The organism is Streptomyces pyxinae (assembly GCF_024756275.1).
Lineage (GTDB): Bacteria > Actinomycetota > Actinomycetes > Streptomycetales > Streptomycetaceae > Streptomyces > Streptomyces pyxinae.
The window spans coordinates 79,046-92,073 of record NZ_JANUGQ010000014.1 but is presented as its reverse complement, the minus strand read 5'-3'; the positions used below and the strand labels follow the sequence as shown (position 1 = coordinate 92,073).

The following is a 13,028-nucleotide window of genomic DNA, read 5'->3' as shown; positions in this document are numbered from 1 at the left end:
AACCTCAACCCCTCGACCCCTGAACGGAAACCCACCCGCCATGGCCCTGCCCGCGATCGCTCCCTACCCCATGCCGGCCGCCGCCGAGCTGCCCGCCAACCGTGTCGACTGGAAGGTGGACCCGTCGCGGGCCGTGCTGCTCGTGCACGACCTCCAGAACTACTTCCTCTCCGCGTTCGACACCACGGCCTCCCCGGTCACCGAACTCCTCGTGCATGTCGGTGAGCTGAAGCGGAAGGCGGCGGCGCTGGGCGTGCCGGTCGTCTACACCGCCCAGCCCGGCGGTCAGACCCCCGAGGAGCGCGGTCTCCAGCAGGACTTCTGGGGCCCCGGGCTGCCCGCCGACCCGCACGCCGAGGCGATCGCGGACGCCGTCGCCCCCGACGCGGCCGACACCGTCCTCACCAAGTGGAAGTACAGTGGCTTCGTCCGCACCGACCTGCTGGAGCGGCTGCGCGAGCAGGGCCGCGACCAGCTGGTGATCACCGGGATCTACGCGCACATCGGCGTCCTGATGACCGCCTGCGACGCCTGGATGCAGGACATCCAGGCGTTCCTGGTGGCCGACGCCGTGGCGGACTTCTCCGCCGAGGACCACGCCATGGCCCTCCGCTGGGCGGCCGGCAAGTGCGCCGTCGTGACCACCACCGACTCCGTCTTCGAGGGGAACTGAACACCGTGGCACTGACCCTGGAACAGCTGCGCGGCGATGTCGCGGACGTCCTCGGCGAGGACCCCGAGGACATACCCGTCGACGAGAACCTGGTCGACTACGGCCTCGACTCGGTGCGGCTGATGGCGCTCGTCGGCCGCTGGCGCGAGGCGCACGGCATCGAGATCTCCTTCGCGGATCTGGCGGAGAAGCCCGCCCTGGAGGAGTGGGCGGCCCTGCTCGCGGCCGCGCCCCGCTGACCACCCCCGGCCCGGACGGTGGCCTCCCCGCCGGGCCGGTGCCGCGCCGGTGCCGGCCCGGAGACTCCCGGCGCCCCGGTCGCCCACCGGCCGGGGCGCCGGGACGGGTTGGGGCGCCGCCGGCCGGTCCACCGGACGCTCCCGGCCGGTCCACCGGCCGGCCCGTCGGCCGGGACCCGGATCGGTCACCGGCCGGTGAGGAACGGACGTCGCGTGATTATGATCGTTCCGTGACCGCAGCCGACGCCCCGCTCCAGCCGCAGGAACTCGATCTCCGCCACCCCCTGGAGCCACTCTCCCCGCCCGCCGGCGGCACGGTCGTGCTCCGCACCGCCGACGCCCGGACCCAGGGCGAGGCCGCCGCCCGGCTGGCCCCGGGGCTGCTCGACGCCGAGGAGAGCCGCCGGGCCGCCGCCTTCGTCCGGGACGCGGACCGGGCCGCGTACATCACCGCCCATGTCGCCCTGCGGCTGCTGCTCGGCCCGCTGCTGGACACCGCGCCGGCGGCGGTACGGTTCGCCCGGCAGCCCTGCCCGGTCTGCGGCGGGCCCAACGGACGACCGGTGTCCGTGCCCGCCGGGACGCACTTCTCGCTCTCGCACAGCCGCCATCTGATCCTGCTGGCCTTCGCCGCCGTTCCGGTGGGCGCCGATGTGGAGGCCCTCCCATCCGCCCGCTCGCTGAGCGATCTGCGCGCCTTCCTCCACCCGCGTGAGCAGGCGGAGTTGGCCGCGCTGCCGGAGAGCGGCCACCCGGCGGCGTTCGCCCGGGCCTGGGTGCGCAAGGAGGCGTATCTGAAGGGCACCGGCACCGGCCTGGCCCATGAGAGCGACGGTTACGCCGGCACCGGACCGGTCCCGGCCCAGGAGCGTCCGGGCTGGCTCCTCCGGGACGTCGTCGCGCCCGAGGGCTTCACCGGCGCGATCGCACTCCGCAGCGCCGGGGAGACGGCCCCGGGCCGCTGACTCCGGGCCGCCGGACGGAAGTTCGTCCGTGGGCCACCGACTCCCGGCCCCTGGAGGCGAGTTCGCCCCGGGGGACACTGACTCCGGCCCACCGGTCGGGAGTTCGCCCGGTTCCCCCGCCGGGCCGCCGATGTGCCGGGGCGCGGAACGGCAGGGGCGCGGAACGGCACCCCTGCCGTTCCGCGCCCGTTCTCCACAGCAGCCTCGGGCCCCTCAGCCCCCGGCCGCTCACCCGGGCCCCTCAGCCCGAGTCGTACCCGGGGCACATGGCCCCGGACATCCATGGGACGGATCGCCGTCCGTCCCCGTACCCGCCGCCGTTCCCGGCTCCCGCGCCCCGGCCGCACCCGGCTGGACGGGGCCGGGCTCACACCGGCTCGGCGGCCCGCCGCACCAGCCGGGCGGCGTACCCCGCGGCGGTGAAGAAGGGCGGCAACTCCCGCGCCGTCACGGTCTCTTCGAAGAGCGCCCGGATCTCGTCCAGCGCCGCCCAAGGATACGCGGCGCCGAGCGCGGCCAGCTCCTCGTCCAGGATCTCCCGCACCTGCTCGGGCCCGACGGCGCCATGGCGCAGCCACTGCCAGACCTGCGCCCGGGCGAGTTCGGCCCCGGCCGCGTCGAGCCGCAGCCCGTGCAGCTCCACCGTGCCCTGCCCGCGCAGCCAGGCGCCGAAGTAGCGCACGGTGGCGGCGACGGCGGTGCGCACCCCGGCGTCGCTGGGCGGCCCGGCGGTCCGGCGCACCGAGAGCAGCGCGGCGGCGGTGGTCTCCAGATCGTCCCGCAGCCGCTCGATCTGGTGCGGCCGGTCGCCCAGCACCCCGGTGAACGCCGCCCGGCAGACCGGGACGAGCTCCGGACCGGTCACCCCGGAGCCGTCGAAGCCGTCCTCGGCCTCCCGCTCCTTGTCCAGCCGTACGGCGGCGAGCGCGGCCTCGTGGGCCGCCGGGTCCGCCCCGGGCACCCGGTCCGCCGGTGCGCCGATCGCATGGGCGCCCCGCCGGTGGCAGGTGCGGACCAGCAGATCGGCACGGGCCCGCAGGAACGGCGCGGTCGCGGTGATCCGGGCCCGGTCCGGCAGGCTGAAGTCCGGCCGGTGGGCGAAGTTCTTGATCAGGCTGAACAGATAGTCCGGGTGCCCGAGGGCGAGCCCGGCACTGTGCTCGCGCAGCTCGTGGAGGATCTCCTCCATCTCGAAGGCGGCGGTGACCGTGTCGATCACCACGGTGGCCCGGATCGTGCCGCGCGCCAGCCCCAGTGACTCCTGGGCCAGCAGGAAGACATCGTTCCAGAGCCGGGCCTCGGAGCGGTTCTCCACCTTGCCGAGCGAGAAGTACGGGCCGCGCCCCGCCTCGATGGCCGGGCGGGCGCAGTGGAACACGTACAGCCCGAAGTCGACCAGCGCGGCGGGCAGCGGCCGGCCGTCCACCACCAGATGGTCCTCGGTGAGGTGCCAGCCGCGCGGCCGGACCAGCACGGTCGCGGTCCGGTCCGCGGCCGTCGCCCCCGGCCCGGCGGGCCCGATCCGGCCCAGCACCGCCTCCCGCAGGACCAGTTGGCCGCCGATGACGTTCTCCCAGGTGGGCGCGGTGGCATCGGCGAGGTCCGCGACCCAGGTGCCCGCTCCGGAGCGCAGCGCCCCGGCCGCCGCCCGCCGCTCGGGCGGCGCGGTGATCTCCACCCGGCGGTCCGCGAGGCCGGGCGCCACCGGGGCGACCCGCCAGACCCGTTCGGCCCGCACGGCGGCCGTGGCGGGGGAGAAGTCCAGCGGCATCCCGGAGGCCAGCCGGGCCGCCCTGCGCCGCCGCTCCGCGAGCAGCCGTTCGCGCCGGCCGGTGAACGCCGCGTCGAGCCGGGCGAGAAAGCCGAGCGCGGCGGGGGTGAGGATCTCGTCGAAGCGGTCACCGGGGGCCCCGAGGACCTGTACATGGCCGGTGCTGGTCGCGGTGATGGTCATACGGATCTCTCCTCGGCGGGAGCGTGTTGAGGGGGAGGGGAGGGCGAGACGAGGGGGAGGGCCTCGGGAGGCCGCACGGGATCGCGGGGGCCGCACGGGGTCACGCGACCGCACAGGATGGCGCGGGACCGTACGGGGGAGGTGGCCGGCGGGGGCCGCACGGGCACGGTGTGCGGCCCCCGCCGGGTCGTCGGAGGCCCGGAACAGCCGCGTGGGCGGGTTCCGGAGGGGCGGGCCTCTTCAGTGGAACTGCTCCTCTTCGGTGGAGCCGCTGAGCGCCGTGGTGGAGGAGGCCGGGTTGACGGCGGTGGAGACCAGGTCGAAGTAGCCGGTGCCGACCTCCCGCTGGTGCCTGACGGCGGTGAAGCCCTGCTCCTGGGCGGCGAACTCCCGCTCCTGGAGGTCCACATAGGCGGTCATGCCGTGCTCGGCGTAGCCCCGGGCCAGGTCGAACATGCCGTGGTTGAGCGAGTGGAAGCCGGCCAGCGTGATGAACTGGAACCGGTAGCCCATCGCGCCCAGCTCCCGCTGGAACTTGGCGATCTGGTCGTCGTCCAGCGCCGCCTTCCAGTTGAAGGACGGCGAGCAGTTGTAGGCGAGCAGCTGGTCGGGGTACTCCGCGTGGATCGCCTCGGCGAACTCCCGGGCCTGCGCCAGGTCCGGGGTGCCGGTCTCCACCCAGAGCAGATCGGCGTACGGGGCGTAGGCGAGGCCGCGGGCGATGACCGGACCCATGCCGTTCCGCACCCGGTAGAAGCCCTCGGCGGTGCGCTCCCCGGTGACGAACGGGGCGTCCCGCTCGTCCACGTCGCTGGTGAGCAGGGTGGCGGCGAGCGCGTCGGTACGGGCCACGATCACCGTCGGCACGTCCGCGATGTCGGCCGCCAGCCGGGCCGCGTTGAGGGTGCGCACGTGCTGGGAGGTCGGGACCAGCACCTTGCCGCCCAGGTGGCCGCACTTCTTCTCGGAGGCGAGCTGGTCCTCGTAGTGGATGCCCGCGGCGCCGGCCGCGATCATCGCCTTGGTGAGCTCGAAGGCGTTGAGCGGACCGCCGAACCCGGCCTCGGCGTCCGCCACGACGGGCGCCAGCCAGTCGGTGGTGTCGGCGCCGCCCTCGGCGGTGGCGATCTGGTCGGCGCGCAGCAGGGCGTTGTTGATCCGCCGCACCACCTGCGGCACCGAGTTGGCCGGGTAGAGGCTCTGGTCCGGGTAGGTGTGGCCGGCCTGGTTGGCGTCGGCGGCGACCTGCCAGCCGGAGAGGTAGATGGCCTGGAGGCCCGCCTTCACCATCTGGACGGCCTGGCCGCCGGTGAGCGCGCCGAGGGCGTGGAGGTAGTCCCGCTCGTGCAGCTGCCGCCAGAGCCGCTCGGCGCCGCGCCGGGCGAGGGTGTGCTCCTCGCGGACGCTGCCGGAGAGCCGGAGCACGTCCGCCGCGTCATAGGTGCGCTCGACACCCCTCCAGCGCGGGTCCTCGGCCCACCGCCGGGCCAGCTCCTCCGCCGTCCCCGCCGTCGTGCCCGTCTCTGCCATGACCGTCTCCCGGTTCGCCGCGTGCTCGCCGTGCGAGCCCCTCGTCCAACGGTGCCAACGAATGGCATCCAGTGCCGTTCACTTTCTCGCGGCCCGCCGGCCCGCCCCCTGGCGCGGAGCTGAGCAATGCTGCGGGGCCACCGGCCCGGCACCCTGGATTGCCGACGTCAGGGCAGGAAATCCGCCCGGAGGTGCCGTTCCGGCTCGCCGGGTCCGGCGGGCCGCACTACGACTGTGTCAGTGGCACGGAGTGTCATCAACCATGGGTCCATGCCAAGATGTGCGAATCTTCGCGGCGACTTTTGCCAACTTTGCCAAGGCCCGTTCCGGGGATTCCCCGCATAGGCTGATCACCGGCGAGGGGCACGGGAGGGAACCACGGTGGCCAGGACCTACGCGGGCGCGCGGCTGCGCCGGCTGCGCGAGGAGCGGCGGCTCAACCAAGCCGAGCTGGCCCGGCTGCTGGCGATCTCGCCCAGCTACCTCAACCAGATGGAGCACGACGCCCGCCCGCTCACCGTTCCGGTGCTGCTCCGGCTCACCGAGACCTTCGGCGTGGACCCCGGCTTCTTCTCGGAGCGGGACACCGGCCGGCTGGTCGCGGACCTCCGCGAGGCGCTGGCGTCCGAGGTGACCGCCGCCCGGGTCTCACCGTCCGACCTGACCGAGCTGGCCTCCCGGATGCCGGCCGTGGCCGGGGTCCTGCTCGACCTCGGCCGGCGCAACCAGGCGCTCGCGGAGCGGCTCGCCCAGGCGGCCGAGGGCCGGGACCGGGACGAGGAACTGGTGCCCCGCTCCCCGCACGAGGAGATCCGGGAGTTCTTCTACCGCCGGCAGAACTACCTGCACGACACCGATCTGGCCGCCGAGGAGCTGGCCAGGGCCGCCGGCGTCCGCCCCGGCGAGACCGTACGGGCGCTCACCGTCCGGCTGGCCGACCGGCACGGCGTCCGCCTCGCCACCGGCACCGACCGCCTCCACCACTACGACCCGGCCACCCGCACCCTCCACCTCGCCGGAAGGCTCCGCCCCGGCCAGCAGGCGTTCCGGATGGCCACCCAACTGGCCTTCCTGGAGTACGACGAGGAGCTCTCCCGGCTCGCCTCCGAGGACTTCGCCGCCGGCTCCACCGCCTGGTCGCTGGCCCGCATCGGGATCGCCAACCACTTCGCCGCCGCGCTGGTGCTCCCGTACCGCGCCTTCCACACGGCGGCCGAGGAGTTCCGGTACGACATCGAGCGCCTCTGCGACCACTTCGGCCTCGGCTACGAGACGGTCTGCCACCGCCTCAGCACCCTTCAGCGCCCCCGGCTGCGCGGGGTGCCGTTCTCCTTCGTCCGGGTGGACCGGGCGGGGAACATGTCCAAGCGCCAGTCCGCCACCGGCTTCCACTTCTCCCGGGCCGGCGGCACCTGCCCGCTGTGGAACGTCTACGAGGCGTTCGCCGCGCCCGGCCGCATCCATGTCCAGATCGCCGCCATGCCGGACGGGCAGCGCTACCTCTGGACCGCCCGTGCCGTCACCCGCCACCGGGGTGGCTGGGGCGAACCCGGCAAGACCTTCGCCATCGGGCTCGGCTGCGAGCTGCGCCACGCCTCCCGGCTGGTCTACTCGGACGGCCTCGACCTCGACAACGCGGCGGCGGCCACTCCGATCGGCATGGGCTGCCGGGTCTGCGAGCGGCTGGACTGCCCGCAGCGGGCCGTACCCCCGCTCGGCCGTCCGCTCGCGGTGGACGAGCGCAGCAGCACCTTCGTCCCCTACCCGGTGGCCGGCGATCCCGGGTGACCCACCCGGCCCCCGGCCCTGACCCTTGATCCCCGGCCCCGGCCCCCGGTTTCTCCCGGGGCACCAGCGGCCGCCGGGGCGGCCGGCCCGGCGCCCGGGTACGGGCCGGAGGCCCGGCCCCTGGCCCGTACCCGCCGCCCTGACCGCTCGGCGGTCGGTCAGTGGTGGGTGAACTCCGGCGGGCGCTTCTCGGTGAACGCCGCCATGCCCTCCTTCTGGTCGGCCGTGGCGAACAGCGCGTGGAACAGCCGCCGTTCGAACCGGACGCCCTCCGCGAGACTGGTCTCGAAGGCCCGGTTCACCGCCTCCTTGGCCATCATCGCCACCGGCTTGGACATCCCGGCCACCGTCCGCGCCACCGCCAGCGCCTCGGCCCGCAGTTCCCCGGCGGGCACGATCCGGGAGACCAGACCGGCCCGTTCGGCCTCCCCGGCGTCCATCGTCCGGCCGGTCAGGCAGAGTTCCATCGCCTTGGCCTTGCCGATCGCCCGGGTGAGCCGCTGGGACCCGCCGATGCCCGGGATCACCCCGAGCTTGATCTCCGGCTGGCCGAAGACGGCGGTGTCGGCGGCGAGCAGGATGTCGCAGAGCATGGCCAGTTCGCAGCCGCCGCCCAGCGCGTACCCGGAGACCGCCGCCACCGTGGGCGTACGCACCTGACCGAGCCGGTCCCAGGCGGTGAACCAGTCGGTGAGATACATCTCCGGGTAGCCCCGCGGCCGCATCTCCTTGATGTCGGCCCCGGCCGCGAACGCCCGCTCGGAGCCGGTGATCATCAGGCACCCCACGCCCGGATCGCGGTCGAGCGCCTCCGCGGCGGCCACCACCTCGTCCATCACCGTGAGGTTCAGGGCGTTGAGCGCCTCGGGGCGGTTGAGGGTCAGCACCGCGACCCGCTCGTTCTCCGGATCCCGCTCGACCAGGATCGTCTCGTACGGCGCCGTCGCCGGCTCCCGGACGCCGCTGTGGTCCCTCTCCTCGGTCATGCCGGCTCTCCGTCCTTCCGTTCGCGAATGGCCCGGACGATGCCGGAGAAGTCCTGGCCGGCGCCGTCACCGGCGGCGAAGGCCGCGTACAGCTCGGCCGCCTTCTCGCCCAGCGGCGCCGACACCCCGCCGGCCCGCAGCGCACTGGCGGCCAGCCCGAGGTCCTTGGCCATCAGCGGGGCGGCGAAGCCGGGCCGGTAGTCCCGGTTGGCGGGGCTGGTCGGTACGGGGCCCGGCACCGGGCAGTTGACGGTGAGCGCCCAGCACTGGCCGGAGGCGGCCGAGGCCACGTCGTAAAGCGCCTGATGGCTCAGACCCAGGCTCTCGCCCAGCACGAACGCCTCGCTCACCGCGATCATCGAGACGCCCAGGATCATGTTGTTGCAGATCTTCGCGGCCTGCCCGGCCCCGGCCGCCCCGCAGTGCACCACCCGGCGGCCCATCAGCGACAGATAGGGCTCGGCCGCGGCGAACTCGGCCTCGCCGCCGCCCGCCATGAAGGTCAGGGTGGCCGCCTCGGCGCCCACCACCCCGCCGGAGACCGGCGCGTCCAGCGAGCGGTGCCCGGCCGCGACCGCCGCCTCGTGGGCGGCCCGGGCGTCGGCCACGTCGATGGTCGAGCAGTCGATGAACAGGGTGCCCGGCCGGGCGGCGGCGAGCGCCCCCTCCTGCCGGTAGAGCGCCAGCACATGGCGTCCGGCCGGCAGCATGGAGATCACCACATCGGCTCCGGCGACGGCGTCCGCCGCCGAACGGGCCGGCTCCACCCCCGCCGCACTCGCGGCCGCGAGGCAGTCGGGCACCAGGTCGTAGCCGGCCACCCGGTGGCCGGCCCGCACCAGATGAGCGGCCATCGGACCGCCCATGTGACCGAGTCCGACGAACGCGACGACGCTGCTCACCACGGCACCTCCTGATCCGGACCGGGACCGCCCAGGCGCAGTTCGGCGGCGCCGAGCGGGGCGAAGAACCGTGCCACGTCCGCCTCGGAGACCTCCGCGAGCGTGGCGGGGGACCAGCGCGGCGACCGGTCCTTGTCGATGACCTGGGCGCGTACGCCCTCCACCAGGTCCGGGGCGGTCAGCGCCGCGCACGAGACCCGGTACTCCTGCTCCAGCACCCGCTCCAGCGGCCCGAGTTCGCGGGCCCGCCGGAGCGCGGCCAGGGTGACCTTCAGCGAGGTGGGCGACTTGGCGGCCAGGGTGTCCGCCGCCTCCTTGGCGGCCGGCTCGCCCGAGGCACGCAGCCGCCGGACGATCTCCTCCACCGAGTCCCCGGTGTAACAGGCGTCGATCCACTCCCGGTCGGCCGCCAGGGTCCCGGGCGGCGCGGTCCGCACATGGCGCTCCAGCACCTCGTGCACCGGCTCCCCGGCCAGCTCGGCCGCCAGCGCGGCCAGCTCCCCGGACGGTACGAAATGGTCGGCTAGCCCGCACAGCAGCGCGTCCGCCGCGCCCACCGCCGTGCCGGTCAGCGCGAGATGGGTGCCCAGCTCGCCGGGGGCCAGCGCCAGCAGATACGTACCGCCGACGTCCGGTACGAAGCCGATGCCGGTCTCCGGCATGGCCACCCGGGAGCGTTCGGTGACGACCCGGACGCTGCCGTGCGCCGAGACCCCGACCCCGCCGCCCATCACGATGCCGTCCATCAGCGCCACATACGGCTTGGGGAAGCGGGCGATCCGGGCGTTGAGCCGGTACTCGTCCCGCCAGAACTCCGCCGACCCGGTGCCGCCCGCCACGGCGTCGGCGTGGATGGCCCGGATGTCACCGCCCGCGCACAGCCCGCGCTCGCCCGCCCCGGAGATCACCACGGTCTCCACGGCCGGGTCGTGCTCCCAGGCGGCGAGTGTCTCGTCCAGCCGCCGCACCATGGCCCGGGTCAGCGCGTTGAGCGCCCCGGGCCGGTCGAGCAGCAGATACCCGGCCCGCCCCCCGGTCCGTACCCGTACGTGCTCCCCGGGGGCCCCGCCGGCTCCCGTGGCCTCTCCGGCCCGGCCGGCTCCGTCGGTCCCTCCGCTCACCGCAGGACCTCCGTGAGTCCGCGGGCGACGATCAGGCGCATGATCTCGTTGGTTCCTTCCAGGATCTGGTGGACCCGCAGGTCGCGGACGATCTTCTCGATACCGTACTCACTCAGGTATCCGTAGCCGCCGTGCAGCTGCAGGGCGCGGTCCGCGACGGTGAAGCCGGTGTCGGTGGCGAACCGCTTGGCCATGGCGCAGAGCTGCGGGGCCGCCGGGTCGCCCCGGTCCACCGCCTCGGCCGCCTGCCGGACCAGGGCACGGGCGGCGGCCAGCTCGGTGGCCATGTCCGCCAGCCGGAACTGCAGGGCCTGGGCCTCCAGCAGCGGGGCGCCGAACGCCTCCCGGTCGGCCAGATGGGCGAGCGTCCGGTCCAGGGCGGACCGGGCGCCGCCCAGCGAGCAGGCGGCGATCCCGAGCCGGCCGCCGTTGAGCCCGCGCATGGCGATGCGGAAGCCCTCGCCCTCCGCGCCCAGCAGCCGGTCGCCGGGGAGCCGGACACCGTCCAGGATCACCTGGGCGGTCGGCTGGGCGTTCCAGCCCATCTTCCGCTCATTGGGCCCGAACGACAGTCCCGGGTCGTCCCGCTCCACCACGAAGGCGGAGATCCCGCCGGGGCCCCTGCCACCGGTCCTGGCCATCACCAGATAGACGTCGGTGGCCCCCGCGCCGGAGATGAACTGCTTGACGCCACTGAGGACCCAGCCGTCCCCGTCCCGCTCGGCACGGGTGGCCAGCGCCGCCGCGTCCGAGCCGGCGCCCGGCTCGGTGAGGCAGTAACTGCCCAGCAGTTCGGCCCGGCAGAGGGCGGGCAGCCAGCGCCGCCGCTGGGCCTCGTCGCCGTACTGGTCGATCATCCAGGCGACCATGTTGTGGATGGAGAGGTAGCCGGCGATGGAGGGGCAGCCGGTGGCGAGGGTCTCGAAGACCAGCACCCCGTCGGCCCGGCCGAGCGCCGAACCGCCGTGCTCCTCGCGGACATAGACCCCGCCGAGGCCCAACCCGGCCGCCCGGCGCAGCACATCGACCGGGAAGTGCTTCTCCCGGTCCCAGGCGACCGCGTGCGGGGCCAGCTGCTCCTGGGCGAAGTCCAGGGTGACCCCGGCCAGCGCGAGCTGGTCCTTGGTGAGTGAGGTGTGGGTGGTGAGGGTCATGGCGCTCACCCCATCGTGGGGAGGGTGAAGCTCGCGCCCTCCTTGACCCCGGAGGGCCAGCGCGAGGTGACGGTCTTGGTGCGGGTGTAGAAGCGGATGGCGTCGGGGCCGTGCTGATTGAGGTCCCCGAAGCCGGACCGCTTCCAGCCGCCGAAGGTGTGGTACGCCACCGGCACCGGGATCGGCACGTTGACCCCGACCATCCCGGTGTTCACCCGGCGGGTGAAGTCCCGGGCGGTGTCCCCGTCCCGGGTGAAGATGGCCACCCCGTTGCCGTACGGGTGCTCGCTGGGCAGCCGCAGCGCCTCGTCGTAGTCGGCGGCCCGGACCACGGAGAGCACCGGGCCGAAGATCTCCTCCCGGTGGATGCGCATCCCCGGGGTGACGCGGTCGAAGAGGGTGGCCCCGGCGAAGAAGCCGTTCTCGTACCCGGGCAGGGTGAAGTCCCGCCCGTCGACCACGAGTTCGGCACCCTCGTTGACGCCGATGTCCACATAGCGGCGCACCCGGTCCAGCGCGTCCCGGCTCACCAGCGGGCCGAAGTCGGCCTCCGGGTCGTCCGAGGTGCCGATGCGCAGCCCGGCGATCCGCTCCTTGAGCCGGGCCACCAGCGCGTCGCCGGTCTCCTCGCCCACCGGGACGGCCACCGAGATCGCCATGCAGCGCTCCCCGGCGGAGCCGTACCCGGCGCCGATCAGCGCGTCCACCGCCTGGTCCAGGTCGGCGTCGGGCATCACGATCATGTGGTTCTTGGCGCCGCCGAAGCACTGGGCCCGCTTGCCGTGGGCCGCCGCCGTGGCATAGATGTGCGCGGCGATCGGGGTGGAGCCGACGAAGCCCACCGCCTGGACCCGGGGGTCCTTCAGCAGGGTGTCCACCGCCTCCTTGCCGCCGTTGACGACATTGAGCACGCCCGGCGGCAGCCCCGCCTCATGGAAGAGTTCGGCCAGCCGCAGCGGCACCGAGGGGTCCCGCTCGGACGGCTTGAGCACGAAGGCGTTGCCGCAGGCGATGGCCGGGGCGGCCTTCCAGAGCGGGATCATGGCGGGGAAGTTGAACGGGGTGATACCGGCGACCACGCCGAGCGGGCGGCGCAGCGAGTGCACATCGATCCCGGTGCCGGCGTTGTCGGTGAACTCGCCCTTCAGCAGGTGCGGGATGCCGGCCGCGAACTCCACCACCTCCAGTCCGCGCTGGAGGTCGCCGTGCGCGTCGGCCACCGTCTTGCCGTGCTCCGAGGACAACAGCCGCGCCAGGGAGTCCCGTTCGCCCTCCACGAGCTGGAGGAAGCGGAGCAGCACCCGGGCGCGCCGCTGCGGGTTCCACTCGCCCCACTCCTCCTGGGCGGCGGCCGCGTCGGTGATCGCCGCCTCGGTCTCGGCGTGTCCGGCGAGCGGGACGCGGGCCCGTACCTCGCCGGTGTTGGGGTCGTACACATCACCGAAGAGGCCGGAGGTGCCGGGCACCCGCTTGCCGCCGATGTAGTGGGTGAGTTCGGTGAGTTCACTGACCATGGAAAGCCTGCTCTCGTCAGGGAGGATCCGGGGATGGCAGGGCAGGGCAGGGCCCGGCGCAACCCGGTGGGCGCGGCGCGGCCGGCGTCCCGCACCGGTGGGTGCGCTCGCCGGGGCGTGCCGCGGGACGCGTGGGCGCACGGCAATCCGCCCGCGAGCGCGCGGAGTTGCCGGAAGCGGGGTCAGGTGCGGGAGGCGGACG

General features: G+C 74.4%; 11 protein-coding genes. 4 read left to right on the top strand and 7 right to left on the bottom strand.

The window, feature by feature from the left end:
- The first annotated feature begins 40 nt into the window (after positions 1-40).
- The 3 genes from NX801_RS17725 (at position 41) to NX801_RS17715 (ending at position 1,877) form a co-directional block, all read left to right on the top strand.
- The gene (locus NX801_RS17725; RefSeq protein WP_258788720.1) at positions 41-673 is read left to right on the top strand and encodes an isochorismatase family protein; all 633 of its coding nucleotides are present in this window, start codon (positions 41-43) and stop codon (positions 671-673) included.
- Positions 674-678: 5 nt separating this feature from the next.
- Complete coding sequence (locus NX801_RS17720) at positions 679-912, top strand: phosphopantetheine-binding protein (RefSeq protein ID WP_258788719.1); 234 nt, start codon at positions 679-681, stop codon at positions 910-912.
- Positions 913-1,142: 230 nt separating this feature from the next.
- Positions 1,143-1,877 carry a 4'-phosphopantetheinyl transferase family protein gene (locus NX801_RS17715; protein ID WP_258788718.1) on the top strand — a complete coding sequence of 245 codons (735 nt, stop codon included), beginning with the start codon at positions 1,143-1,145 and terminating at the stop codon, positions 1,875-1,877.
- A 367-nt stretch (positions 1,878-2,244) separates the two neighbouring features.
- Here the strand turns inward: NX801_RS17715 and NX801_RS17710 are convergent, their stop codons facing one another.
- The gene (locus tag NX801_RS17710; protein WP_258788717.1) at positions 2,245-3,831 is read right to left on the bottom strand and encodes a malate synthase; all 1,587 of its coding nucleotides are present in this window, start codon (positions 3,829-3,831) and stop codon (positions 2,245-2,247) included.
- Positions 3,832-4,071: 240 nt separating this feature from the next.
- Entirely contained in the window at positions 4,072-5,361 is a 1,290-nt protein-coding gene (aceA, locus tag NX801_RS17705; RefSeq protein WP_258788716.1) for an isocitrate lyase, read from the bottom strand.
- A gap of 381 nt (positions 5,362-5,742) precedes the next feature.
- Between aceA and NX801_RS17700 the strand changes: the two genes are divergently transcribed.
- Positions 5,743-7,149, top strand: coding sequence for a short-chain fatty acyl-CoA regulator family protein (locus tag NX801_RS17700; RefSeq protein ID WP_258788715.1), 1,407 nt, complete (start codon positions 5,743-5,745; stop codon positions 7,147-7,149).
- A gap of 158 nt (positions 7,150-7,307) precedes the next feature.
- Here the strand turns inward: NX801_RS17700 and NX801_RS17695 are convergent, their stop codons facing one another.
- The 5 genes from NX801_RS17695 to NX801_RS17675 are packed head-to-tail and all read right to left on the bottom strand — an operon-like array spanning position 7,308 to position 12,826.
- Positions 7,308-8,135 (bottom strand): enoyl-CoA hydratase, encoded by an 828-nt coding sequence (locus NX801_RS17695; protein WP_258788714.1) that lies wholly within the window; start codon positions 8,133-8,135, stop codon positions 7,308-7,310.
- The gene (gene mmsB / locus NX801_RS17690; protein WP_258788713.1) at positions 8,132-9,037 is read right to left on the bottom strand and encodes a 3-hydroxyisobutyrate dehydrogenase; all 906 of its coding nucleotides are present in this window, start codon (positions 9,035-9,037) and stop codon (positions 8,132-8,134) included. Before mmsB ends, NX801_RS17695 begins: the two co-directional genes overlap by 4 nt.
- The gene (locus NX801_RS17685; protein WP_258788712.1) at positions 9,034-10,158 is read right to left on the bottom strand and encodes an enoyl-CoA hydratase/isomerase family protein; all 1,125 of its coding nucleotides are present in this window, start codon (positions 10,156-10,158) and stop codon (positions 9,034-9,036) included. Before NX801_RS17685 ends, mmsB begins: the two co-directional genes overlap by 4 nt.
- Positions 10,155-11,312, bottom strand: a complete 1,158-nt coding sequence (locus NX801_RS17680) for an acyl-CoA dehydrogenase family protein (protein ID WP_258788711.1) — start codon at positions 11,310-11,312, stop codon at positions 10,155-10,157. The genes NX801_RS17685 and NX801_RS17680 overlap by 4 nt, the downstream gene beginning before the upstream one ends.
- A 5-nt stretch (positions 11,313-11,317) precedes the next feature.
- Entirely contained in the window at positions 11,318-12,826 is a 1,509-nt protein-coding gene (locus tag NX801_RS17675) for a CoA-acylating methylmalonate-semialdehyde dehydrogenase (protein ID WP_258788710.1), read from the bottom strand.
- Positions 12,827-13,028: the final 202 nt, after the last annotated feature.

Bases quoted from the DNA above. Each gene is read 5' to 3' on its own strand.
- NX801_RS17725 (WP_258788720.1), top strand. From the start codon at position 41: ATGGCCCTGCCCGCGATCGCTCCCTACCCCATGCCGGCCGCCGCCGAG.
- NX801_RS17710 (WP_258788717.1), bottom strand. From the start codon at position 3,831: ATGACCATCACCGCGACCAGCACCGGCCATGTACAGGTCCTCGGGGCC.
- NX801_RS17695 (WP_258788714.1), bottom strand. From the start codon at position 8,135: ATGACCGAGGAGAGGGACCACAGCGGCGTCCGGGAGCCGGCGACGGCG.
- NX801_RS17675 (WP_258788710.1), bottom strand. From the start codon at position 12,826: ATGGTCAGTGAACTCACCGAACTCACCCACTACATCGGCGGCAAGCGG.
- NX801_RS17680 (WP_258788711.1), bottom strand. From the start codon at position 11,312: ATGACCCTCACCACCCACACCTCACTCACCAAGGACCAGCTCGCGCTG.
- aceA (WP_258788716.1), bottom strand. From the start codon at position 5,361: ATGGCAGAGACGGGCACGACGGCGGGGACGGCGGAGGAGCTGGCCCGG.